Source organism: Streptomyces sp. NPDC052721 (genome assembly GCF_040678315.1).
Classification (GTDB): domain Bacteria; phylum Actinomycetota; class Actinomycetes; order Streptomycetales; family Streptomycetaceae; genus Streptomyces.
In genome coordinates this window covers 42,310-62,872 of record NZ_JBFATL010000018.1, presented here as the reverse complement: position 1 = coordinate 62,872, position 20,563 = coordinate 42,310, and the positions used below count along the sequence as shown (strand labels likewise).

Sequence of the window (20,563 nt, the reverse complement as noted above, 5' to 3'; positions counted from 1 at the left end):
GCCGTGCGCCTGGCCTCGACGGGTCCCGTCGGCCGTATGCGGTGGTGCCGCCCGGCCCCGGTCGATCCCTTCGCCCGATCCCACGCCGTCGCGCGGCCCGGCCTCCGCAGGGCGCCCCGGCCGCACGCCGCCGCGCCGCCCAGACCCTCTCGGTCCCGCCGGCCGGAGACCGCCGCGCCGCCCGGCCCCCGGCCCGTTCACGTCGTCGCGTGGTGGGCCAGTGTCAGGTGCGGGTCCGCCTCTCCCGGGGTCGGGGCCGGGTCGGCGTGTACGAGGGCGGCCGTCAGGCGGGGTACCGCGTGGAGCAGGGCGTGTTCGGTCTCGACGGCGATCGCGTGGGCCTGTCGTAGCGTCGCCTCGCCGTCCACCACCACCGAGAGCTCGGCCCGCAGGCGGTGCCCGATCCAGCGCAGGCGCAGCTCGCCCACCTCACGCACCCCCGGCACCGCATGCACCGCGTGCTCGGCGCGGTCCACCAGTGCGGGGTCGACGGCGTCCAGCACCCGCCGGAACACCTCCCGCGCCGCGTCCCGCAGCACCAGCACGATCGCGGCAGTGATCCCCAACCCCACGAGCGGGTCGGCCAGGTGCCACCCCAGCGCCGATCCGCCGGCGCCCAGCAGCACGGCCAGCGAGGTGAATCCGTCGGTACGCGCGTGCAGCCCGTCGGCGACGAGCGCGGCCGAGCCGATCTCCCGGCCCACCCGGATCCGGTACCGGGCCACCCACTCGTTGCCGGCGAAGCCGAGCAGCGCGGCCAGCGCGACCGCCGGCACGTGTGCGACCGGGCGCGGGTCGAGCAGCCGGCCGACGGCCGCCCACGCGGCGAACGCCGCCGACGCGGCGATGGTCAGCACGATCACCAGCCCCGCGAGATCCTCGGCGCGGCCGTACCCGTAGGTGAACCGGCGGGTCGCCGCCCGGCGGCCCAGCACGAAGGCGATGCCGAGGGGCACGGCGGTCAGCGCGTCGGCCGCGTTGTGCACCGTGTCCCCGAGCAGCGCCACCGACCCGGACACGGCCACCACCACCGCCTGGGCCAGCGCGGTCGCCCCCAGCACGGCCAGTGACACCCACAGCGCGCGCATGCCGCGCACCGAGGACTCCAGCGCCGGATCCACTTTCGCGGCGGTCTCGTGGGAGTGCGGGGTGAGCAGATGGGCCAGGCGATGGAGCAGGCCGGGTGCGCCGTGCGCATGCCCATGCGGGCCGTGCCCGTGCTCGTGCGGGCCGTGCTCGTGCGAGCCGTGCTCATGAGGGTGCCGGTCGCTCACGTCGATCCCCTTCCGGTGGGCGGGAGTGGACGCGCGGCGCCCACCGGGCCATTATGTGCGTATGAGCGCACGCATGCACCTGTCACCTGCGCACCATGCGCACGAGCGCAGCCCGGGCGAGGAGCAGTTCGCGCTCGCCGCCGAACTCCTCGCCCTGCTCGGCGACCGCACCCGGCTCGCCCTGCTGCACACGCTGGCGGCCGGCGAGGCCGACGTCGGCACGCTCACCGAGGCGTGCGGCGCCGCCCGGCCGGCCGTCAGCCAGCACCTGGCCCGGCTGCGGCTTGCCCAAGTGGTGGACACCCGCAAGGAGGGCCGCCGGGTGATCTACTCACTGCGCCACGGACACCTGCGGCGCCTGGTCGAGGAGGCTCTCAGGACGGCCGACCACCGGCTCGCCGAAAGAGGCGGCGCAGCCGGGCGCTGACCGGCTCAGAACGCGCCGGCCGTCCCGAGGTACTGCTCGGCGAAGGCCGCCGCCGCGACCGGTGAGGTGAACAGCCGGCGCAGCCGGGCCAGCGTGGTGCCGGCGCGGTAGGGGTCGCCGTAGGAGGTGCCGTGGTAGATCTCGGACAGCCACTGCGAGAACTCCTGGTAGTCCCACACCCGGCGCAGGCACGCGTCCGAGTAGCCGTCCAGGCCCGTGGCGTCGCCCTCGGTCAGCTGGGCGACGAGGCCGTCACCGAGCAGGAACGCGTCGTGCAGGGCCAGGTTCATGCCCTTCGCGGCGATCGGCGCGACGAGGTGCGCGGCGTCGCCGGCCAGGAACAGCCGGCCGAACCCCATGGGCTCCACCACGTAGTTGTGCATGTCCAGCACCCGTTTCTCCAGCAGCCGCCCCTCCGTCAGCGGCGGACGGTCCGTCGCGCGCAGCCGCCGCTGGAGCTCGTCCCAGACGCGCTCGTGCGACCAGGAGTCCGGGTCGTCGCCGGGCGGGCACTGGAGGTAGTAGCGGGTCAGTTCGGGGCTGCGCGGCATGTGCCCGGCGAACCCGTCCGCGTGCATGCCGAACAGCACGCGGTCCGAGGACGGCGGCGCCTCGGCGAGCAGCGCCAGCCAGCCGATGCCGTAGTCGTGCCGGGAGATCCGCGCCCGCGGCGGCAGCACGGCCCGGCTCGCCCCGCGCGCTCCGTCGCAGCCGGCCACGAACTCGCAGGTAACCAGGTGCCGTTCACCGCTGTCCGGGTCGGTGTACGACACGGCGGGCCGGTCCGAGTCCAGGTCGTGCAGGCGTACGTCCCGCACGCCGAAGCGGATCTCCCCGCCGCGCACGTCGGCGTACTCGCGCACGAGATCGGTCACGAGCAACGGCTGTGGGTAGACCCAGTGGTGGTAGCCCGTCAGCTCGGTGTAGGCGAAGCGGTGACCACGGCCGTCGAAGCGGAACTCGCACTCGGTGTGCCGCTCGGCACGCTTCGACAGGTCGCCGGCCAGGCCGCGTTCTTCGAGGCCGCGTACGGCCCACTCCTCGATCACGCCGGCGCGCGGCCGCTGTTCGATGAACGCTCTGCTCTCGGTCTCCAGGACCAGGCAGTCGACGCCGGCGGCACGCAGGATGTTGCCGACGGTCAGGCCGGCCGGCCCGGCGCCCACGACGACGACCGGACAGTGCGCGGTGGAAGGGGACTTGGGATGGGGGGAAGGAGGCGTCACGCGGGGCATTATGACGGTGTCCCGTCAGCCGGTCGGCCGACGGGACACCGTGTGTGCGGCGGGTGTGGTCGGGGCGCGGACGTGGTCAGTGCGCGGGGGCGTCCGTCACCACGACCTCGTCGATGCTGCGCTCGATCGCCTCGGGCCGCGACGCGGTGGCCTTGGCCCAGTAGTAGATGCCCAGGGAGAAGGCCGCCACGATCAGCATGTCCCACCACAGGCCGATGGTGCCCCGGCCGCCGCCGAAGCCGCCCAGCCAGGAGATCAGGCCCATGCCCACCAGGTAACCGGGCAGCCACTGCGCGGCCTTGAAGTCCAGGCGCGGTGCGTCCGGCAGACCCTTGCGGATCGCGTACCAGGCGTACGAACCGAGCAGCACGTAACCGAGCAGGATCGCGAAGCCCAGGCGCCACAGCGTGCCCCAGCCGGCCCAGTAGATGATGAGGTCGGCGACGACGAAGGACAGCGGGGAGATGATCTTGCCGGCGGGCAGCCGGTACGGGCGCTCGCGGTGCGGCAGCCGGTCGGCGAACACGCCGTAGGCCAGCGGCGCGCCCGCGTACATCAGCACGCTCGCCGAGGTGATGAACGTGACCAGCGTCTGCCAGCTCGGGAACGGCAGGAAGCAGATCACGCCGGTGACGAACGAGACGATCAGACCGAACCACGGCACACCGCGCTTGTCGGTCCTCGTGAACAGCTTCGGCGCGTAGCCGTTCTTCGCGAGGCCGTACGAGACGCGGGAGGTGGCCGTCGTGTAGATCAGACCCGTGCCGCCGGGCGAGATCACCGCGTCGATGTACAGCACCACGCTCAGCCAGCCCAGGCCGACCAGGGTGGCGAGGCCCGCCCACGGGCCGCTGATGCCCGGGAAGTCCAGGTGGGCCCAGCCGTGCGCGAAGGAGGTGTGCGGAAGCGCGGTGATGAAGACGATCTGGAGCAGGACGTAGATGGCGGCGCCGATCGCGACCGAGCCCAGCGTCGCGCGCGGCAGGTCCCGCTGCGGGTCGCGGCTCTCGCCGGCCAGCTGGATCGCCTGCTCGAAGCCCAGCAGGGCGAAGATGATGCCGCTGTCACTGATGGCGCTGAGCACGCCCTTGGCGCCGAAGGGCGCGAAGCCCTCGGAGGTGAAGTTGCCGGGGTGGAAGTTGCCGATCGCGATGATGAAGATCGCCGCGAGCGGGACGGCGATCTTCCACCAGGTGGCGGCGCTGTTGGTGTGCGCGAGCGCACGCACGCCGAAGAAGTTGACGCCGACGAAGACCGCCATGAGGACCACGGCCACGGCGAAGCCGCTGGTGGTCAGCGTGCCGTCGTGGTGCTGGAGGCCGTCGGCCCACTGCCAGTGCTTGGCGTAGCCGATCATGGCCTCGACCTCGACCGGGGCCACCGTCGCCGCCTGCAGCCAGGAGAACCAGCCGAAGGACATGCCGGCCAGACCGCCGAACGCGTAGTGCGGATAGCGGGCCGTGCCGCCCGCCACCGGGAACATGCCGCCGAGCTCGGCGTGCACCAGCGCGAGCAGCACGATCGCCACCGTGCCGATCAGCCAGGAGATGATCGCCGCGGGGCCCGCCGCCACGACCGCCTTCTCGGCGCCGAAGAGCCAGCCGGATCCGATGATGGAGCCCACCGAGGCCCACATCAGACCGATGAGCCCGACGTCCCGGCGCAGACCGCCGGAATCCGCCGTGGCTACCGGCACAGCATGGTCGACTTTCGGCATGTCAAGTGGCCTCTCAGATCGTTGACGCGGGATTGACGAGCAAGGAGGCCACAGATTAGGGACGCATTCCGCTCCGACAGAAGACCGATAACCAAATTTTGACCCGGGATCTCCGGTGTCTTGGTCGAGACTTCGCACTGGTCAGCGCGGACTCAGAATGTCAATATTCAGCGCCGAATTGTGAGAAGAAGGTGAGACAGGCTAGCTCAGGCGGGGAATTTCGATCGCCGGGCACCGGTCCATCACCATCTCCACACCCGCCGCCCGGGTCCGCTCATAGGCGGCCTCGTCGACGACCCCCAGCTGGAACCACACCGCCCGCGCGCCCTTCGCCACGGCCTCGTCCGCCACCGCGCCGGCCAGGTCGCTGTTCACGAAGACGTCCACCACGTCCACGTCGAACGGGATGTCCGCGAGGGAGGCGTAGCCCTGCTCCCCGTGCACCGTCTCGGCCTTGGGATGCACCGGCACGATCCGCTTGCCGAACCGCTGGAGCACCCGTGCCACCCCGTAGGCGGGCCGGTTCTGGTTCGAGGACAGGCCGACCACCGCCCAGGTGTCGCCCAGCTCGGTCAGAATCCTGCGGATCGTCGCTTCGTCGCCGTACATCGGCCGCCTCCTCGGGCTGCGGGGAACTGTGCGTCGGGGCAACATCGCCGCGGCGGGTGTGGATTCCCGCCGCACCCCGCCACGCCGTCCGCAATCGGTGCAAGCCGCTGCGTACGGCCGCCGGTCCGCCTACGCTCGCTCCGTGCTGCGCATTCTCGACGCCCGAACCGGTGAGCCCGTACCCGCCGCGCCCGCCCGCCGCGGCCTGACCCGCATCGAGACCCACGCCTTCGGCCTCGACCCGACGGCCCTGCGGGTGCTGCTCACCGCCGACCTGCTCGTACGGGCGCTGGAACTGGGCGGCACCCCGGTCTGGACGATCCTCACGGCCCCCCGCGACCAGCCCGAACTCCGCACAGCCGCCACCCACCTCGCCATCCGCCCCTTCGAGGACGACCGCGACCTCGCGTCCGGACTGGGCGAGGCCCAGGTGATCCACGTCGCACGGTGGCCTACGCCGGGCGCGTGGGGTGGGGGGCCGGGGGAGCCGGCCGTGCCGCGGGGCGAGCGGGCCGAGGGCCCGGCGGCTGCGGCGCCTGAGGAGTCGGCTGAGCGGCCGGCACCGCACCTGGCTGAGGGGACGGCGGCGGCCGTGGCACCCGGAGAGCGGGGCGAGGGTCCGCCGGCGGACCCGGCGCCGGCAGCTCGGCGGGGAGGAGACCCGGCGCCAAAGGCTCGGTCGGCCTCAGACCCGGTGGGGGGCTTGGCGCCGGGGGCGCGAGGCGAGGGGCCGTTGGCGGCTGTGGCGCCGGTGGACTGGGTCGGTCCGCAGCCGTCGCTTACGGCCCTGCTCGCCGACCCCGCCGCGCTGCGGCTCGCCCTGCTGTCGGTCCCCCGGCACCAGCCCGCGCGGCTGGACGGCACCGCCCTGGACCGGGCCGCCGGGCAACTCGCCGACTGGCGGCGGGCCGTGGCCGGATGGGCGCGGCACCCCTCACGACCGGTACCGGAACCGGTGCGCGGACGGTTGCGGGCCGCCTGGGAAAACGATCTCGACCTGCCGGGGGTGCTGGACGTGCTGCGGGACGTGGCGCGCGCCCCGGATCTGTCCGACGGCGCCCGCTTCGAGACGTACGCCTACGCCGACCGCCTGCTCGCCCTCGACCTCGCGCAGGACCTCGGGAGCCCCGCGTGAACGCGGGTCCGCTGCGGCGGCTGGTGGTGTCGCGGTGCGGCGGGGTGGGCGTGGTCGGAGGGTGCCGGTGCGGGGCGCTGGTCCGGCGTGGTGTCGGGAGGTCGGCGTGAGCGCCTGGGCGGGTGCCGGTCCGTTGTGGCGGCTGGTGGTGTCGCGGTGCGGCGGGGTGGGCGTGGTCGGAGGGGGCCGGGGCGGGCCGCTCGGCTCGCACGGCCTCGGGAGCCCCGCGTGAACGCCTGGGCGGGTGCCGGCCCGTTGCGGCGGCTGGTGGTGTCGTGGTCCGGCGGGGTGAGCGTGGTCGGAGGGGGCCGGTGCGGGGCGCTGGTCCGGCGTGGTGTCGGGAGGTCGGCGTGAACGCCTGGGCGGGTGCCGGTCCGTTGTGGCGGCTGGTGGTGTCGTGGTGCGTCGGGTCGGCGTGGTCGGAGGGTGTCGAGGACCGCCGCGGGCCGCTCGGCTCGCAGGATCTCGGGAGCCCCGCGTGAACGCCCCGGCGGGCGCCGGTCCGCTGCGGCGGCTCGTGGTGATGCGGCATGCGAAGTCCGCGTGGCCCGAGGGTGTCGAGGACCAGCGCAGGCCGCTCGCCCCGCGCGGGCTGCGGGACGCTCCGGCTGCCGGGCGTGCCCTCGCCGCCGGTACGCTGCCCGACCTCGCCCTGTGCTCCACCGCCGTGCGCGCCCGCCGCACCTGGGAGCTGGTCTCCGCCGAGTGGGCCACGCCGCCGCCGGTGCGCTACGACCGGCGGCTGTACGCGGCCGGCGTGCCCGAGCTGCTGGAGGTCGTGCACGAGGTGCCGCCCCAGGTGCGGACGCTGCTGCTGATCGGCCACAACCCCGGCCTGGAGCAGCTGGTCCTGACGCTGGCCGCGGACGGCCTCGACGACTCGCTGGACCGGCTGCGGGCGAAGTTCCCGACCTGCGCCATCGCCGTGCTCGCCTGGCACGGCGATGGCTGGCCGGCCCTCGGCCCGGACGCGGCGCTGCTCACGTCGTTCACGGTCCCGCGCGGGAAGAAGAAGAGGTGACCGGGGCGTCCCGGCGCTCGCATAGGCTGGCGGGATGCAGGACGAGTACCGCACAGTCGCCCGCGCGGGCGTGCACGAGACCGAGATCAACCGCTCCCGCTTCCTGTGCGCCCTCGCCCCGGCCGCCACCGAGCAGGAGGCCCAGGACTTCATCGCCGCCGTGCGCAAGGAGCACGCCGACGCCACCCACAACTGCTGGGCGTACGTCATCGGCGCCGACGCCTCCGTGCAGAAGGCCAGCGACGACGGCGAACCGGGCGGTACCGCCGGCGTGCCCATGCTGCAGATGCTGCTGCGCCGCGACATGCGGTACGTGGTGGCCGTCGTCACCCGCTACTACGGCGGCGTGAAGCTCGGCGCCGGCGGACTCATCCGCGCCTACGGCGGCTCGGTCGGCGAGGCCCTGGACGCGCTCGGCACGATCACCCGCCGCCGCTTCCGGCTGGCCACGGTGACCGTCGACCACCAGCGCGCCGGCAAGGTGCAGAACGACCTGCGCGCCACCGGACGCGAGGTGCGCGACGTCCGCTACGGCGAGGCCGTCACCATCGAGGTCGGCCTGCCGGACGCCGACGTGGACGCCTTCCGCGCCTGGCTCGCCGATGTGACGGCGGGCACGGCCGGCTTCGAACTGGGCGGCGAAGCCTACGGAGACGCCTGACGATTGGTGCGAATCAGACATAACGGGCTGGTGTTATGCGGGTCATGACGGGCTGATACGGGAGTAACCGCCCGTGATGTCAGACCCGGCCGTTAGTCTCGGGGATCATGAGAATCCTGCACACGTCCGACTGGCACCTCGGCCGGGCCTTCCACCGGGTGAACCTGCTCGGGGCCCAGGCCGAGTTCATCGGTCACCTCGTCACCACCGTGCGTGAGCGCGAGGTGGACGCGGTGGTCGTGTCGGGCGATGTGTACGACCGCGCGGTGCCCCACCTCGCCGCGATCGAACTGTTCGACACCGCCCTGCACCGCCTCGCGGACCTCGGCGTGCCCACGGTGATGATCTCCGGCAACCACGACTCGGCCCGCCGCCTCGGCGTAGGCGCCGGACTCATCGGCCGCGCGGGCATCCACCTGCGCACCGAGCCGTCCGCCGCCGGCACCCCCGTCGTGCTCCGGGACGCCCACGGGGACGTCGCCTTCTACGGCCTGCCGTACCTCGAACCGGCCCTGGTGAAGGACGAGTTCGGCGTCGACAGGGCCGGCCACGAGGCCGTGCTGGGCGCCGCCATGGACCGCGTCCGCGCCGACCTCGCCACGCGCGCGCGGGGCACGCGTTCCGTCGTCCTCGCCCACGCCTTCGTCACCGGCGGCCAGGCCAGCGACAGCGAGCGGGACATCACCGTCGGCGGGGTGGCCGCCGTACCGGCCGGCGTCTTCGACGGCGTCGACTACGTGGCGCTCGGGCACCTGCACGGCTGCCAGACCATCACCGAGCGCGTGCGCTACTCCGGCTCGCCGCTCGCCTACTCCTTCTCCGAGGCCGGCCACCGCAAGAGCATGTGGCTGATCGACCTGGACGCGGACGGCTCCGTCGCCGCGGAACGCGTCGACTGCCCGGTGCCCCGCCCGCTCGCCCGCGTCCGCGGCACCCTGGACGACCTCCTCGCCGACCCGGAGCTGACCCGCCACGAGGACGCCTGGATCGAGGCCACCCTCACCGACCCCGTCCGCCCGGCCGACCCGATGGCCCGGCTCACCGAGCGCTTCCCGCACACCCTCAGCCTGGTCTTCGCCCCCGAGCGCGCCCCGGACGACCCCCAGGTGTCGTACGCGCGCCGCCTCGCCGGCCGCAGCGACCAGCAGATCGCCCAGGACTTCGTCGCCCATGTGCGCGGCGCCGGACCCGACGAGGACGAGACGGCCGTACTGCGCGAGGCGTTCGACGCCGTGCGCGCCGACGACGCCGTGCGGGAGGTGGCCCGGTGAGGCTGCACCGGCTCGACATCACCGCCTTCGGGCCCTTCGGGGACGCCCAGAGCGTCGACTTCGACGCCCTGTCCGCCGCCGGGCTGTTCCTGCTGCACGGCCCCACCGGAGCCGGCAAGACCTCCATCCTGGACGCCGTCTGCTACGCCCTCTACGGCTCCGTCCCCGGCGCCCGGCAGAGCGGCCAGGGCATGACCCTGCGCAGCGACCACGCCCGGCCGGGCACCCGCACCGAGGTCCGCCTCGAACTGACCGTCGCCGGACGCCGGCTGGAGATCACCCGGCAGCCCCCGTGGGAGCGCCCCAAGCTGCGGGGCACGGGCACGACCGTCGACAAGGCCCAGACCTGGCTGCGCGAGTACGACGGCACGGCCGGCGTCTGGAAGGACCGCAGCCGCTCCCACCAGGAGATCGGCGAGGAGATCACCCAGCTGCTCGGCATGAGCCGCGAGCAGTTCTGCCAGGTCGTCCTGCTGCCCCAGGGCGACTTCGCCCGCTTCCTGCGCGCCGACGCCGAGGCCCGCGGCAGGCTCCTCGGCCGCCTCTTCGACACCCAGCGCTTCGCCGACGTCGAGAAGCGCCTCGCCGAACGCCGCCGCGCCACCGAGGCACGCGTGCGTGAGGGCGACACGGCCCTGCTCGCCGACGCCCACCGCATGCAGCAGGAGGCCGGCGACGCCATGGAGCTGCCCGACCTGGCCCCGGGCGACCCGGGTCTGGCCGAGGCCGTCCTCGCCGCCGCCGCCGTGGCCCGCAGCACCGCACGGGAACGCCTCACCGTCGCCCACTGCCGGCTCTCCGCCGCCGAGTCCGCCCACGCCACGGCCCGCCGGGCCTTGGACGAGATACGCGAACTCGCCCGCCTCCAGGCCCGGTTCGCCGAGGCCCGGCAGCGCGCCGAGCGCCTCCAGGAGCGGTCCGGCGCCCACCGCGAGGCCCAGCAGCGGATGGAGCGGGCCCGCAAGGCGGAGGCGGTCGCCCCAGCGCTGGAGCTGCGGGACGCCGCCGAGGCGGAACACCGCCGGGCCGCCGCCGCCGAGGCACACGCGCGCGGACTGCTGCCCGACTCCTGTGCCGACGCGGGCGCGAGCGGACTCGCCGCCGCCGCCCGCCGGGCCGCCGAGGAACTGGGCGGCCTGGACGCGGCCCGGCGCGCCGAACGGCGGCTCGCCGAACTCGCCGAGGAGCGGGCCGGACTCGACCGGCAGGAGCGCGCCGACGAGGACGTCCTGCGCGAGGCCGAGGCCTGGCTCGCCGACTGGGACGGCATCCGCGCGGCCCTCCAGACCCGCGTCGACTCCGCCCAGGAGGCCGCCACCCGCGCCGAACAGCTCGCCGTCCAGCGCGCCCCCATGCGGCGCCGGCTCGACGCGGCCCGCACCCGCGACCAGCTCGCCGCCGACCTCGAACAGGCCCAGCAGCACGCGCGTGCCGCACGGCAGCGCGCCCTCGACGCGCGCGCCCACTGGCTCGACGTCAAGGAACAGCGGCTGAACGGCATCGCCGCCGAACTGGCCGCCCGTCTCACCGACGGCGAGCCCTGCGCGGTCTGCGGAGCCACCGACCACCCCGCCCCCGCCCGCAAGGTCGCCGGACACGTCGACCGCGAGGCCGAGGACCAGGCCCTCGCCGCCTACCAGCGGGCCGAGGAGCAGCACACCGAGGACGAGCGGCGTCTCGGCGTGGTCCGCGAGGCCCTGGCCGCCGCCACCGCCGAGGCCGGCGACACACCCACCGCCGAACTCGCCACCGAGGCTGACCGATTGGAGCAGGAGTACGCCCGCGCGCGCCGCGCGGCCTCCGGCCTGCACCCCGCCCAGGAGGAGCTGCGGCGCGCCGAGCGGGAACGCGAGCAGCGGCTCGCCGACCGCCAGCAGGCCGCCGTACGGGCCGCCTCCCGGCTCACCCGCCGCGACACTCTGGAGCGCGAACAGGCCCAGCTGGGAGCGGAGTTGGAGCAGGCTCGGGGCAGCGCCGGCAGCGTGGCCGCGCGCGCCGCCCAGCTGGAGCGGCGCGCGGCCCTGCTCACCGACGCCGCCGACGCCGTGCGCGCCGCCGAGGACGCCGCCCAGCGGCTGAAGGACGCCGACGCCCGCCTCGCCGACGCCGCCTACCGGGCCGGTTTCGACACCCCGCAGGCCGCCGCGGCGGCCCTCCTGGACCCGGCCGCCCACCGCGAACTCCAGCACCGCCTGGACGCCTGGCAGCAGGAGGAGGCCGCCGTCCGCGCGGTCCTCGCCGAGCCCGGCACCGCGGCCGCCGCCCAGCAGCCGCCCGCGGACCCGGCCACGGCCGAGCGGACGGCGGCCGCCGCGGAACGGAGGCTGCGCGAGGCGGCCTCCGCGCGCGACGCCGCCGCCCGCTGCTGCGCGCAGCTGGACCGCCTCTCCGCCCGGGCCACCCAGGCCGTACGCCGGCTCGGCCCGCTGCGCGAGGAGTACGACCGGGTGGCCAGGCTCGCCGCCCTCACCGCGGGCACCTCCGCCGACAACGAACGCCGGATGCGCCTGGAGGCGTACGTCCTGGCGGCCCGTCTGGAACAGGTCGCCGCCGCCGCGACCGTCCGCCTCCAGCGCATGTCGTCGGGCCGCTACACCCTCGTCCACTCCGACGACCGCACCGGGCGCGGGCGCTCCGGGCTGGGGCTGCACGTGGTCGACGCCTGGACGGGACGGGAACGGGACACCGCGACCCTGTCCGGCGGCGAGACGTTCTTCGCCTCCCTCGCCCTCGCGCTCGGCCTGGCCGACGTCGTCACCGACGAGGCGGGCGGCGTCCGCCTCGACACCCTCTTCATCGACGAGGGCTTCGGCAGCCTGGACGACCAGACCCTGGACGAGGTCCTGGACGTCCTGGACTCCCTGCGCGAACGCGACCGCAGCGTCGGCATCGTCAGCCACGTCGCCGACCTGCGCCGCCGGATCCACGCCCGGCTGGAGGTCGTCAAGGACAGATCGGGCTCGACACTGCGGCAGCGGGGCGGGGCCTAGGCCCTGTCGTCAAACTCCCGTCTGCCGCGCGACGCCATGCACGCACTCTCGCCGCACCGGGCCCCGACCCAAGTACATCCAGTACGAGGGCCGGGGCCCGGCACGCCGAGAGCACGCACCTGACGCCGCGCGGCCCGCCCTCCGGGCGAACGACGGGAGTTTGGTGACAGGACCTAGCGGCCCAGGGGGCGCCGGGTCAGCGGGGACGAGTAGACGACGCTGGTGGTCACCGAGCCCAGCGCGCCGATCCGTCCCGAGATCTCCTCCAGATGGGACATCGACCGCGCGGCGACCTTGATGACGAAGCAGTCGTCGCCCGTGACATGGTGCGCCTCCAGGATCTCGGGCGTCGCCGCGACCAGGTCGTGGAACGGCTTGTAGTTGCCGTTCGGATAGCGCAGCCGCACGAACGCCAGGATCGGCAGGCCCAGCCGCTCGGGGTCGACCACCGCCGCGTACCCCTGGATCACCCCGGCCTCCTCCAGCCGCCGGACCCGCTCGGTGACAGCGCTCGGCGACATGGAAACGGCCCGCGCCAGCTCGGCGTAGCTGGCCCGTCCGTCGCGCTGGAGGACGTCGAGGATGCGCCAGTCGGTGGCGTCCGGGGAATGCACGCTCATCCCGGATGGATAGCAGGGGAATCCCCGGCCGGGCAAGGGCAACCCCGGGGATCGTCCCTTCAGGCGGCGCCCCCCGGACCGTAGATTTCCCCACATGATCGACACGGCTTCCGAGAACCCCGTCCTGCGCGTCGCCCCGGCCGCTCCCGCAGAGGCCGCCGCATACTTCCGGGCGAGCCTCGCCTTCCACGCCGACGTCTCCGACGTCGCCGCCGCGCTCGCGGCCGGCGGCGACCCCGGCTTCGTCGTCGTGGACTCGCGCTCCACCGAGTCCTGGGACCAGGGGCACATCCCCGGCGCGGTCCACCTGCCGACCGCCCTCATCCCGGAGCAGGCCGCACAGCTCCTCGACCCGGACGTGCCGGTGGTGACGTACTGCTGGGGCCCCGGCTGCAACGGCGCCACCCGCGCCGCCCTCGCCCTCGCCGAACTCGGCCACCAGGTCAAGGAGCTGCTCGGCGGCTTCGAGTACTGGGCCCGCGAGGGCTTCCCCTACGAGACCTGGCAGGGCACGGCGCGCCGGGACGCCGACCCGCTGACGGCACCCGTGGGGGGCGCCTGCGGCTGCTGAGGCGCGCCACCGCGCGGCCCGGTTGTCGGTCGGTCGGCGCAACGCAGGTGGCCCCGGCACCGCGTCCGGGTAGAGTCGGGCAGTGCCCGAGCTGAAGCGGCTGCACGCCAGCCACGCCCCCGCGGTCCTGGACTTCGAGCTGTCGAACCGCGCCTACTTCGCCGCCTTCGTCTCCGACCGCGGCGACGAGTACTTCGAGCAGTTCACCGACCGCTACAACGCCCTGCTGGCCGAGCAGGAGGCCGGCAGCTGCGCCTTCTACGTGCTCCTCGCCGAGGACGGCTCGGTCCTCGGCCGGTTCAACCTGGTCAACATCGAGAACCGCACCGCGGAACTCGGCTACCGGGTCGCCGAGCGCGTCGCCGGCCGGGGTGTGGCCACCGAGACCGTCCGGGAGCTGTGCCGCGTGGCGGCACGCCGGTACGGACTGCGGGTCCTGCGGGCGGCCACCAGCCACCAGAACGTCGCGTCGCACAGGGTGCTGACCAAGGCCGGGTTCGTCCCGGTCGGACCGGCCGACCCGGCCGACCTCGGCGGCAAGCCGGGCACCTGGTACCAGTGCGACCTGGTCACGCTCCAGCGCTAGGTGTGCTGACCGGCGACCCGCCGACCGGCGGGGGTGGTCCGGCCACCTGCCGGAGGTTGAAGGAGTGCCTTTCCTGGAACGTTGTGTGCAGGGGAAACGGCTCTGCCCCGGCTGGTCCGCCGGCCGCGTGGCCCTCCCGATCGGAGAAGGAGGTCGGACAGTGACGGTGCGACTGACGATGCTCTGCGCGACCACCGCGGAGGGCGGCCTCGGCCGGGTCTTCGGAGACGGTGCCGTGAGTGAGCGCCGCCGGCGTGAGCTGGCAGCCATGACAGCGGCCCTTCCGCCGTACGCACTCGCCCTGCGGGGGCCCTCCGCCCGCTGCGCGCAGACCGCCGAGGCGCTCGCCATCGCGGCCACGCCCGAGCACGCCCTGCGCGACCTGGACCACGGCACATGGGACGGCCGTACACCCGAGGACATCGCGGCCGTGGACCCCCATGGTCTGTCCGTCTGGCTGACGGATCCCGACGCCGCGCCGCACGGCGGCGAGACCGTCCGCGACCTCTGCCGGCGCACAGCCGCCTGGCTGGGCACCCTGCCCGCCGACACGGGGCGCGTCCTCGCGATCACCGAGGCGTCCGTCATCAGAGCCGCGCTGGTCCACGCCCTGTCCGTACCCGTCCGCTCCTTCCGGCACCTTCAGGTGCCGCCCGCGTCCGCCGTCACGCTGACGCTGCGCGACGGCTGCTGGAGCACCCGGTTCGACCGCCTGACCACCCCCCAGCGCCGGCAGTCGGCCGACGGCGTCCCCACCGTCGCGGTGCCGACCCTGCCGACCACGCGACGGCATATGTGCCTCACCGGCCGGCCCTGACACGGCAGGGGGGACGCGCCGTCGCGTGATCACGGCACCGAGGGTCATGGCGCCTGTCCGTACGGCGCCCAGCGGCGAAGCCGCCCCGGGCGTGGTACGAATCGGACAGTGGTTCCATACAGGCTGGAGCGCACGTGATCCGGGTACTGGTGGTCGACGACGAAGCCCTGATCCGCACGGGCTTCCAGCGCATCCTGGCCGCCGCCGACGGCATCGAGGTCGTCGGGGCCGTGTCCGGCGGTCAGGCCCTGCGAGCGGTGCGCGAGAAGCGCCCCGACGTCGTGTTGCTGGACATCCGCATGCCGGACGTGGACGGGCTCACCGTCCTGGGTGAGATCCGCCGACTGCGGGAGCCACCCGTGGTGGCCATGCTGACCACGTTCGACATGGACGAGTACGTGGAGACGGCACTGCGCTCGGGCGCCGCCGGATTCCTCCTCAAGGACACCGACCCCGAGGCGCTGCCGCTGGCGGTGGAAAGCCTGGCCCGCGGCGGCACGGTGCTGTCGCCCAAGGTCACCCGCACCGTGGTGGACGGCTATCTCAGCGCCGGAGCGCCGGAGCGCCCGCCCAAGGCCCTCGAACGGCTCACCGGCCGGGAGCGTGAGGTGCTCGTCCTCATCGCCGAGGGCCTGTCGAACGCCGAGATCGCGACCCGGATGCACCTGGGCACCGGCACGGTCAAGGACCATGTCAGCGCGATCCTCACCAAGCTGGAGGTCAGCGGCAGGGTCCAGGCCGCCCTCTTCGCCCAGCGGGCCGGCCTCCTCGCGGAGGAGACCGGATGACCCGCCGCCCGCCCCCGCTGGTGCTGGACGGCGTGGCGATGGCCATGGCCCTCCTCGACGTGTGGGCCCACTGGGACATCGGCGAGCCGTTGCGGATGGCCTGCGGCCTGGGCGCCGCCGTCGTCCTGCTGCTGCGCCGGCGGCAACCGCTGCTCACCTTCCTGCTGACCCTTCCGGCCGTGCTGCTGTCCGACGCGGTCGTCGCCTGCCTGGCCGCGCTGTACACGCTCGCGTCCCTCAGCCGCCCCCGGACGCTGCTGCTGCTGTGCGTCCTGGGCTTCGCGTTCTGCGACACGACGGCCCTGCCGTCACCGCACTTCGATCTGACCGAGCCCCGGAAGCTGATCGCGTTCGGCTACAGCGCCGCCACAGCGGCCGCTGCCGTGTTCCTCGGGCAGCTGGTGCGGACCCGGCGTGATCTGTCGCTCAGACTGACCGAGATCTCCGAGGCGCGTGACCATCAGCAGCTGCTGACGGCCCAGGCCGTCCTGGCCAAGGAGCGCGCCCAGCTGGCGCGGGAGATGCACGACGTCGTCTCCCACCAGGTCAGCCTGATCGCCGTGCGCGCCGGAGCGCTCCAGGTCGGCGCGGACGACGCGGACACCAAGGATGCCGCGGCGACGATCCGCCGGCTGAGCGTGCAGACGCTGGACGAGCTGCGCCACATGGTCGGCGTCCTCCGGGCCTCCGGCGGCCACCCCACGGAGCTGACCCCGCAGCCGGCGCTCACCGACATCCAGCGGCTGGCCGACAGCTGCGGCATCGAGACCGAGTTGAAGATGGACCTGCCCGAAGGTCTCCCGGCCACCGTGCAGCGCGCGGTCTACCGCACGGTCCAGGAAGCGCTGACCAACACCCGCAAGCACGCTCCCGGGGCGAGGGCGCGCATCGACCTGCTGCACGCCAACGGCTCCGTCCGGGTCCGGGTCACCAACACCGCGCCGACCCAGCCGCCGCTTCCGCTGCCCGGTGCGCATCACGGCTTGATCGGTCTGCGCCAGCGCGCCGAACTCCTCGGCGGCACCATGACCGCGGGCCCGACGGGCGACGGCGGTTACGAGGTCTGCGTGGTGCTGCCGGCGGAAGTCACGGGGTGAGCGGACGACATGCTCAGCGCAGCCCGTCGAAGGCGACGCTCAGATGCCGGGGGCCGCGCAGCACGGCGTTCTGCCGGTACGGCGGCGGGTCCTCGACCAGGCGGGGACCCTCCAGCCGCCGGGCCAGCTCGGACAGCGCGATCTGGGTCTCCAGCCGGGCCAGCGGAGCGCCGAAACAGCTGTGGATGCCGCTGCCGAAGCCGAGATGCTGGATGTCGCCGCGGTCCGGGTCGAAGCGCTCCGGGTCCTTGAACCGCTCCGGGTCACGGTTGCCCGCGGCGAGGACCAGCCAGATCCGCGAACCCTTGGGGATCGTGACCCCGCGCACCTCGATGTCGGCGATGCAGGTGCGCTGCGGCACCAACTGCACGGGCGGCTCGTACCGCAGCAGCTCCTCCACGATGTTGACCGACAGACCCGGGTCCTCCCGCAGCCGCTGGAGGATGTCCGGGTGGCGCAGCAGGGTGAGCATGCCGTTGGTGATCAGGTTGACCGTCGTCTCATGACCGGCGATCAGCAGCAGCACCGAGGTGCTGAGCACCTCCATCATCGACAGGGAGCCGTCCGGGCCCCGGCTGGCCACCAGGTCGGACAACAGGTCGTCCCGCGGTTCCTTGGTGCGCTCCTCGACCAGTCCGGCCAGGTACATGCCGAGCTGCATACGGGCTTCCCGCGCCGCCTTCTGGGTCTCGGCGCCGTGGTCCGGGCCCGCCGCCGGGTCGAGGCCCGCGACCAGCGGGTCGACCCAGGCGCGGAACCGCGGTTCGTCCTCCCGGGGGACGCCGAGCAGCCGGCAGATCACCGTCACGGGGAACGGATAGGCGAACTGGTCGACCAGGTCGATCTGGCGCGCGTCGCCGAAACCGTCGATCAGCCCGGTGACGATCTCCCGCATCCCGTCCCGCATGTTCTCGACCCGCCGCGGCCGGTGCGGCGGCCCGAAGGCACTGTTGGCGATGCGCCGCAGCCGGTCGTGCTCGGGCGGGTCCAGACGCAGGAACGACGGCGGCAGCCCTCCCGTCTCCTCGGTCTGGTCCAGCTCGTCGCCCCCGGCGGCGGCCACGTTGGCGGCGTCGGAGCTGATCCGCGGATCGTGGAGGAGGGCCTTGATGTCGTAGTACGAACTGATGAGGTACGTACCTCCCTCCTCCTCGTGGAGCACCGGCGTCCGGCGGAGCTCCTCGTAGAGCGGGTACGGGTTGGCGCGGTTGGCGTAGTCGGTGATCCGGCGTGCGATCGAGGCGTGCGGCATGGCGGGTCCTTGGGGCGTCGGGGCCGTGGACGGCGTCAGTGGCGGGCGGGGTGGAAGACCAGCTGCTGGTCGGCCGGCGAGTAGCCGCTGAGGGTGACCATGGGGCCGTGCGTCGGCAGGGACGGGTCCGGGAATCCGGCCGGCACCGGCTGCCGGCCCTCGGGACGCCGGTCCACCGTCGGGTACTCCACCGGGAACGGCGCTCCCCGCTCGATCTGTGCGCGGTAGAACTCCAGCCACCGCGTGTTGTCGAAGGTCACGGCGGCCACGATCCGGCCCTGGTAGCCGTAGACCCCGGCGAACCGGCGCTCGGCCAGCGAGCCCTGCGTGATCATGAGCTGCTCGCCCATGGGCGGCACCCCGACCGACTTGATGTTCACACCGAACATCGACGACCAGAAGGCGGGCATCCACAGATGCGGCCGCCGGTCGGCGCCGTGGCAGATCATGTTGTGTGCGGCGGTCTCCGCCTGCGCGACGGCATTGCCCCAGTGCTCCAGTGACAGGAACTGGTAACCGAAAAGCGCGTGCGGGGAGCGCGCCACATCGCCCGCCACGAAGACGTCGTCCGTGACGATGCCCCGGAAGTCGAAGGCCCGGCAGCCCGCGTCACAGGCGATGCCCCGGGGCCCGGCACCCAGCCCCGACCCGGTCAGCCACTCGGTGTTCCGCAGCGAACCCAGCGAGACCACGACCACGTCCGCCTCGACGACACTCTCGTCGGACAGATGGACGGCCCGCACCCTGCCGACCGCGTCACCCTCCAGAGCGGTCACCGTGACATGGGTGCGCAGATCCACGCCGTTCTCGGTCTGGAGGTCCGCCGCGACCGCGCCGACGACCCCGCCGAGCGCGCCCACCAGCGGCGCGCCCGCCCGCTCCGCCACGGTCACGGGGAGGTCCATCTCCCGGCACGCCGAGGCGACCTCCGAACCGGCGAACCCGGCGCCGATGACGAACACCCGGCGCGGCCCCGCCTTCAGCCGCCGGTACAGGTCCGCCGCGTCCTCCCGCGTGCGCAGCAGACAGACGCCGTCCAGCCGGGCCTCCTCCTCCTTCGGCCACGGCCGGGCGCGGACGCCGGTCGCGACGAGCAGCCGGTCGTACTCCACCTCGTCCCCGTCGGCCAGCCGGACCCGCTTGGCCGTCAGATCCAGGCCGGTCGCCGCCACGCCGAGGCGCCACTTGGCGTCGATCTCCCGGCGGTGCGGCAGCTCGGTGTGGTGCGGGGACGCCTTGCCCAGCAGCACGGACTTCGACAGCGGCGGCCGGTCGTACGGCTCGTAGGGCTCGTCACCGATCAGGGTCAGCTCACCGGCGAAACCCTCCGCCCGCAGCGTCTCGGCGGCCCGCAGGCCGGCCAGCGAGGCACCCACGATGACGATGCGGCCCTCACGCCTGAGCCACTCCACGTAGTCAGCGGCCATCGGACGCCTCCCGGGCCTCTCCCGTACGATCCAGTCCGTCCGCGGTGATCGCCTGCACCGGGCACGCGGCCACGGCACGCGCCACCCGCTCCCGCTGCTCCTCGTCCGCGCGCGGGTTGTAGATCAGCGCCTCCTCGCCGTGCATGGCGAAGACGTCGGGCGCGAGGAACGCGCACTGCGCGTACCCCTGACACTTGTTGAGATCGACGACGAGCCTCATCGACGCTCCGCCCTTCCGATGGCCAGGTCCGGACGCCCCACGCGGCACGCGCGGGCGGCTCCGGACGGCGGTCGTCCCCCGCTCGCCAGCATGCGAGCCCGGACGGGGTGACCGCGCGCCGGGCACGCCGATCGGGTGAGCGGCCGGCGGCCCGTACCTCATCCGGCCACGGCAGGCCGGGGCCGGTCACCGCGGCCCGCCACGAGGATGTGCACGCTGAGCAGCAGCGACCAGGCCGGGAAGACGAGTTCCGCCCAGGGCACGTTGGACGACCCGAAGAGCAGCGTCACGGCGGTGAGAAAGCCCAGCACCGTGAGCCAGCGCGGCAGCACACCGAGGCGGCGGCCGATGACCGACAGGGAGGACACGAAGACGGCCGCCATCCGCATGGCGTACTCCGTCATCAGCGTGTACGCGAAGTGGCGGCCGAAGTCCCAGGCGGCCGGCACCGGTGGCAGGCCGGCCGGACGGGTCACCACGAGCACGGCACTGGCCGCCGCGGCCGCGCCGAACAGCGTGGCGGTGAAGACCAGCCCGCTGCCCAGGAAGACCGTCGCGAGGAACTTGTCCTCGCCCGCGCCGACGTGCGCGCGGACCGCGCCGATGAACCACAGGAAGAAGATGCCGGCGAACGGCACGAGGGCGAGGGCCGTGCGCAGCGCCTGGCGCCCCGCGGAATCGGTGAAGCCGTGCGCGGTGACCGCGTCGGCGCCTTCCGGAATCCCCAGCCTGAACAGCACGATCGCCGCCGCCAGGAGCAGCGCGAAGACGACTCCGGCCAGCCCCGCGGCGCGCGGTGTCCGCAGCGCTCGCTGCCCCGGCCCCATCTCCTGCATGCCCGGCCC

At 73.9% G+C, this 20,563-nt stretch carries 20 protein-coding genes; 11 read left to right on the top strand and 9 right to left on the bottom strand.

The features are described 5' to 3' along the window. Positions 1 to 197: 197 nt before the first annotated feature. Positions 198 to 1,274, bottom strand: a complete 1,077-nt coding sequence (locus AB0L21_RS19020; protein WP_365705991.1) for a cation diffusion facilitator family transporter — start codon at positions 1,272 to 1,274, stop codon at positions 198 to 200. Positions 1,275 to 1,335: 61 nt separating this feature from the next. On the opposite strand from AB0L21_RS19020, the gene AB0L21_RS19015 reads away from it, so the two are divergent. Then, on the top strand, positions 1,336 to 1,701 hold the full coding sequence (locus tag AB0L21_RS19015; protein ID WP_365705989.1) for a metalloregulator ArsR/SmtB family transcription factor: 366 nt from the start codon (positions 1,336 to 1,338) through the stop codon (positions 1,699 to 1,701). A gap of 5 nt (positions 1,702 to 1,706) precedes the next feature. Here AB0L21_RS19015 and AB0L21_RS19010 read toward each other — a convergent pair whose 3' ends face one another. The 3 genes from AB0L21_RS19010 to AB0L21_RS19000 all read right to left on the bottom strand — a co-directional run bounded on the left by AB0L21_RS19010 (position 1,707) and on the right by AB0L21_RS19000 (position 5,262). Next, on the bottom strand, positions 1,707 to 2,936 hold the full coding sequence (locus tag AB0L21_RS19010; RefSeq protein ID WP_365785214.1) for a 4-hydroxybenzoate 3-monooxygenase: 1,230 nt from the start codon (positions 2,934 to 2,936) through the stop codon (positions 1,707 to 1,709). A gap of 76 nt (positions 2,937 to 3,012) precedes the next feature. Next, positions 3,013 to 4,653: an APC family permease gene (locus AB0L21_RS19005; RefSeq protein ID WP_365705985.1), complete on the bottom strand. Its 1,641-nt coding sequence runs from the start codon at positions 4,651 to 4,653 to the stop codon at positions 3,013 to 3,015. A 201-nt stretch (positions 4,654 to 4,854) separates the two neighbouring features. After that, positions 4,855 to 5,262, bottom strand: coding sequence for a CoA-binding protein (locus AB0L21_RS19000; protein WP_365705983.1), 408 nt, complete (start codon positions 5,260 to 5,262; stop codon positions 4,855 to 4,857). A gap of 142 nt (positions 5,263 to 5,404) precedes the next feature. Between AB0L21_RS19000 and AB0L21_RS18995 the strand changes: the two genes are divergently transcribed. From AB0L21_RS18995 to AB0L21_RS18975, 5 genes are all read left to right on the top strand, one after another. Beyond that, positions 5,405 to 6,397, top strand: coding sequence for a hypothetical protein (locus AB0L21_RS18995; protein WP_365785212.1), 993 nt, complete (start codon positions 5,405 to 5,407; stop codon positions 6,395 to 6,397). 478 nt (positions 6,398 to 6,875) lie between these two features. Continuing rightward, positions 6,876 to 7,418: a histidine phosphatase family protein gene (locus tag AB0L21_RS18990; protein WP_365705979.1), complete on the top strand. Its 543-nt coding sequence runs from the start codon at positions 6,876 to 6,878 to the stop codon at positions 7,416 to 7,418. A 34-nt stretch (positions 7,419 to 7,452) separates the two neighbouring features. Then, positions 7,453 to 8,079: a YigZ family protein gene (locus AB0L21_RS18985; RefSeq protein ID WP_030655005.1), complete on the top strand. Its 627-nt coding sequence runs from the start codon at positions 7,453 to 7,455 to the stop codon at positions 8,077 to 8,079. Positions 8,080 to 8,186: 107 nt separating this feature from the next. Then, a complete protein-coding gene (locus AB0L21_RS18980; RefSeq protein WP_365785210.1) occupies positions 8,187 to 9,350 on the top strand; it encodes an exonuclease SbcCD subunit D in 1,164 nt (387 codons plus the stop codon). Beyond that, the gene (locus AB0L21_RS18975; protein WP_365785208.1) at positions 9,347 to 12,340 is read left to right on the top strand and encodes an SMC family ATPase; all 2,994 of its coding nucleotides are present in this window, start codon (positions 9,347 to 9,349) and stop codon (positions 12,338 to 12,340) included. Before AB0L21_RS18980 ends, AB0L21_RS18975 begins: the two co-directional genes overlap by 4 nt. 173 nt (positions 12,341 to 12,513) lie before the next feature. On the opposite strand, the gene AB0L21_RS18970 is transcribed toward AB0L21_RS18975, so the two are convergent. Continuing rightward, the gene (locus AB0L21_RS18970; RefSeq protein WP_365785206.1) at positions 12,514 to 12,960 is read right to left on the bottom strand and encodes an Lrp/AsnC family transcriptional regulator; all 447 of its coding nucleotides are present in this window, start codon (positions 12,958 to 12,960) and stop codon (positions 12,514 to 12,516) included. Between the two features lie 94 nt (positions 12,961 to 13,054). On the opposite strand from AB0L21_RS18970, the gene AB0L21_RS18965 reads away from it, so the two are divergent. The 5 genes from AB0L21_RS18965 to AB0L21_RS18945 all read left to right on the top strand — a co-directional run bounded on the left by AB0L21_RS18965 (position 13,055) and on the right by AB0L21_RS18945 (position 16,819). Beyond that, positions 13,055 to 13,531: a rhodanese-like domain-containing protein gene (locus AB0L21_RS18965; RefSeq protein ID WP_365785204.1), complete on the top strand. Its 477-nt coding sequence runs from the start codon at positions 13,055 to 13,057 to the stop codon at positions 13,529 to 13,531. 82 nt (positions 13,532 to 13,613) lie between these two features. Further along, positions 13,614 to 14,117 carry a GNAT family protein gene (locus tag AB0L21_RS18960; protein ID WP_365701045.1) on the top strand — a complete coding sequence of 168 codons (504 nt, stop codon included), beginning with the start codon at positions 13,614 to 13,616 and terminating at the stop codon, positions 14,115 to 14,117. A gap of 160 nt (positions 14,118 to 14,277) precedes the next feature. Continuing rightward, a complete protein-coding gene (locus tag AB0L21_RS18955; protein WP_365701043.1) occupies positions 14,278 to 14,934 on the top strand; it encodes a histidine phosphatase family protein in 657 nt (218 codons plus the stop codon). A 134-nt stretch (positions 14,935 to 15,068) separates the two neighbouring features. Continuing rightward, positions 15,069 to 15,722, top strand: a complete 654-nt coding sequence (locus AB0L21_RS18950) for a response regulator transcription factor (RefSeq protein WP_365701041.1) — start codon at positions 15,069 to 15,071, stop codon at positions 15,720 to 15,722. After that, positions 15,719 to 16,819 (top strand): histidine kinase, encoded by a 1,101-nt coding sequence (locus tag AB0L21_RS18945; RefSeq protein ID WP_365701039.1) that lies wholly within the window; start codon positions 15,719 to 15,721, stop codon positions 16,817 to 16,819. Before AB0L21_RS18950 ends, AB0L21_RS18945 begins: the two co-directional genes overlap by 4 nt. A 13-nt stretch (positions 16,820 to 16,832) precedes the next feature. Here the strand turns inward: AB0L21_RS18945 and AB0L21_RS18940 are convergent, their stop codons facing one another. The 4 genes from AB0L21_RS18940 to AB0L21_RS18925 form a co-directional block, all read right to left on the bottom strand. Further along, entirely contained in the window at positions 16,833 to 18,071 is a 1,239-nt protein-coding gene (locus tag AB0L21_RS18940; RefSeq protein ID WP_365701037.1) for a cytochrome P450, read from the bottom strand. Between the two features lie 35 nt (positions 18,072 to 18,106). Continuing rightward, the gene (locus tag AB0L21_RS18935; protein ID WP_365785202.1) at positions 18,107 to 19,498 is read right to left on the bottom strand and encodes an FAD/NAD(P)-binding oxidoreductase; all 1,392 of its coding nucleotides are present in this window, start codon (positions 19,496 to 19,498) and stop codon (positions 18,107 to 18,109) included. Then, on the bottom strand, positions 19,488 to 19,718 hold the full coding sequence (locus AB0L21_RS18930; RefSeq protein ID WP_365701033.1) for a ferredoxin: 231 nt from the start codon (positions 19,716 to 19,718) through the stop codon (positions 19,488 to 19,490). Before AB0L21_RS18930 ends, AB0L21_RS18935 begins: the two co-directional genes overlap by 11 nt. A gap of 158 nt (positions 19,719 to 19,876) precedes the next feature. Then, the gene (locus tag AB0L21_RS18925; protein WP_365785200.1) at positions 19,877 to 20,554 is read right to left on the bottom strand and encodes a hypothetical protein; all 678 of its coding nucleotides are present in this window, start codon (positions 20,552 to 20,554) and stop codon (positions 19,877 to 19,879) included. Between the last annotated feature and the right edge of the window lie 9 nt (positions 20,555 to 20,563).

Coding starts and splice junctions, on each gene's coding strand:
- AB0L21_RS18925 (WP_365785200.1), bottom strand. CDS start 20,554: ATGCAGGAGATGGGGCCGGGGCAGCGAGCGCTGCGGACACCGCGCGCC.
- AB0L21_RS18930 (WP_365701033.1), bottom strand. CDS start 19,718: ATGAGGCTCGTCGTCGATCTCAACAAGTGTCAGGGGTACGCGCAGTGC.
- AB0L21_RS18940 (WP_365701037.1), bottom strand. CDS start 18,071: ATGCCGCACGCCTCGATCGCACGCCGGATCACCGACTACGCCAACCGC.
- AB0L21_RS18970 (WP_365785206.1), bottom strand. CDS start 12,960: ATGAGCGTGCATTCCCCGGACGCCACCGACTGGCGCATCCTCGACGTC.
- AB0L21_RS19000 (WP_365705983.1), bottom strand. CDS start 5,262: ATGTACGGCGACGAAGCGACGATCCGCAGGATTCTGACCGAGCTGGGC.
- AB0L21_RS18935 (WP_365785202.1), bottom strand. CDS start 19,498: ATGGCCGCTGACTACGTGGAGTGGCTCAGGCGTGAGGGCCGCATCGTC.
- AB0L21_RS18965 (WP_365785204.1), top strand. CDS start 13,055: ATGATCGACACGGCTTCCGAGAACCCCGTCCTGCGCGTCGCCCCGGCC.
- AB0L21_RS18980 (WP_365785210.1), top strand. CDS start 8,187: ATGAGAATCCTGCACACGTCCGACTGGCACCTCGGCCGGGCCTTCCAC.
- AB0L21_RS18945 (WP_365701039.1), top strand. CDS start 15,719: ATGACCCGCCGCCCGCCCCCGCTGGTGCTGGACGGCGTGGCGATGGCC.
- AB0L21_RS19015 (WP_365705989.1), top strand. CDS start 1,336: ATGAGCGCACGCATGCACCTGTCACCTGCGCACCATGCGCACGAGCGC.
- AB0L21_RS19010 (WP_365785214.1), bottom strand. CDS start 2,936: ATGCCCCGCGTGACGCCTCCTTCCCCCCATCCCAAGTCCCCTTCCACC.
- AB0L21_RS19005 (WP_365705985.1), bottom strand. CDS start 4,653: ATGCCGAAAGTCGACCATGCTGTGCCGGTAGCCACGGCGGATTCCGGC.
- AB0L21_RS18985 (WP_030655005.1), top strand. CDS start 7,453: ATGCAGGACGAGTACCGCACAGTCGCCCGCGCGGGCGTGCACGAGACC.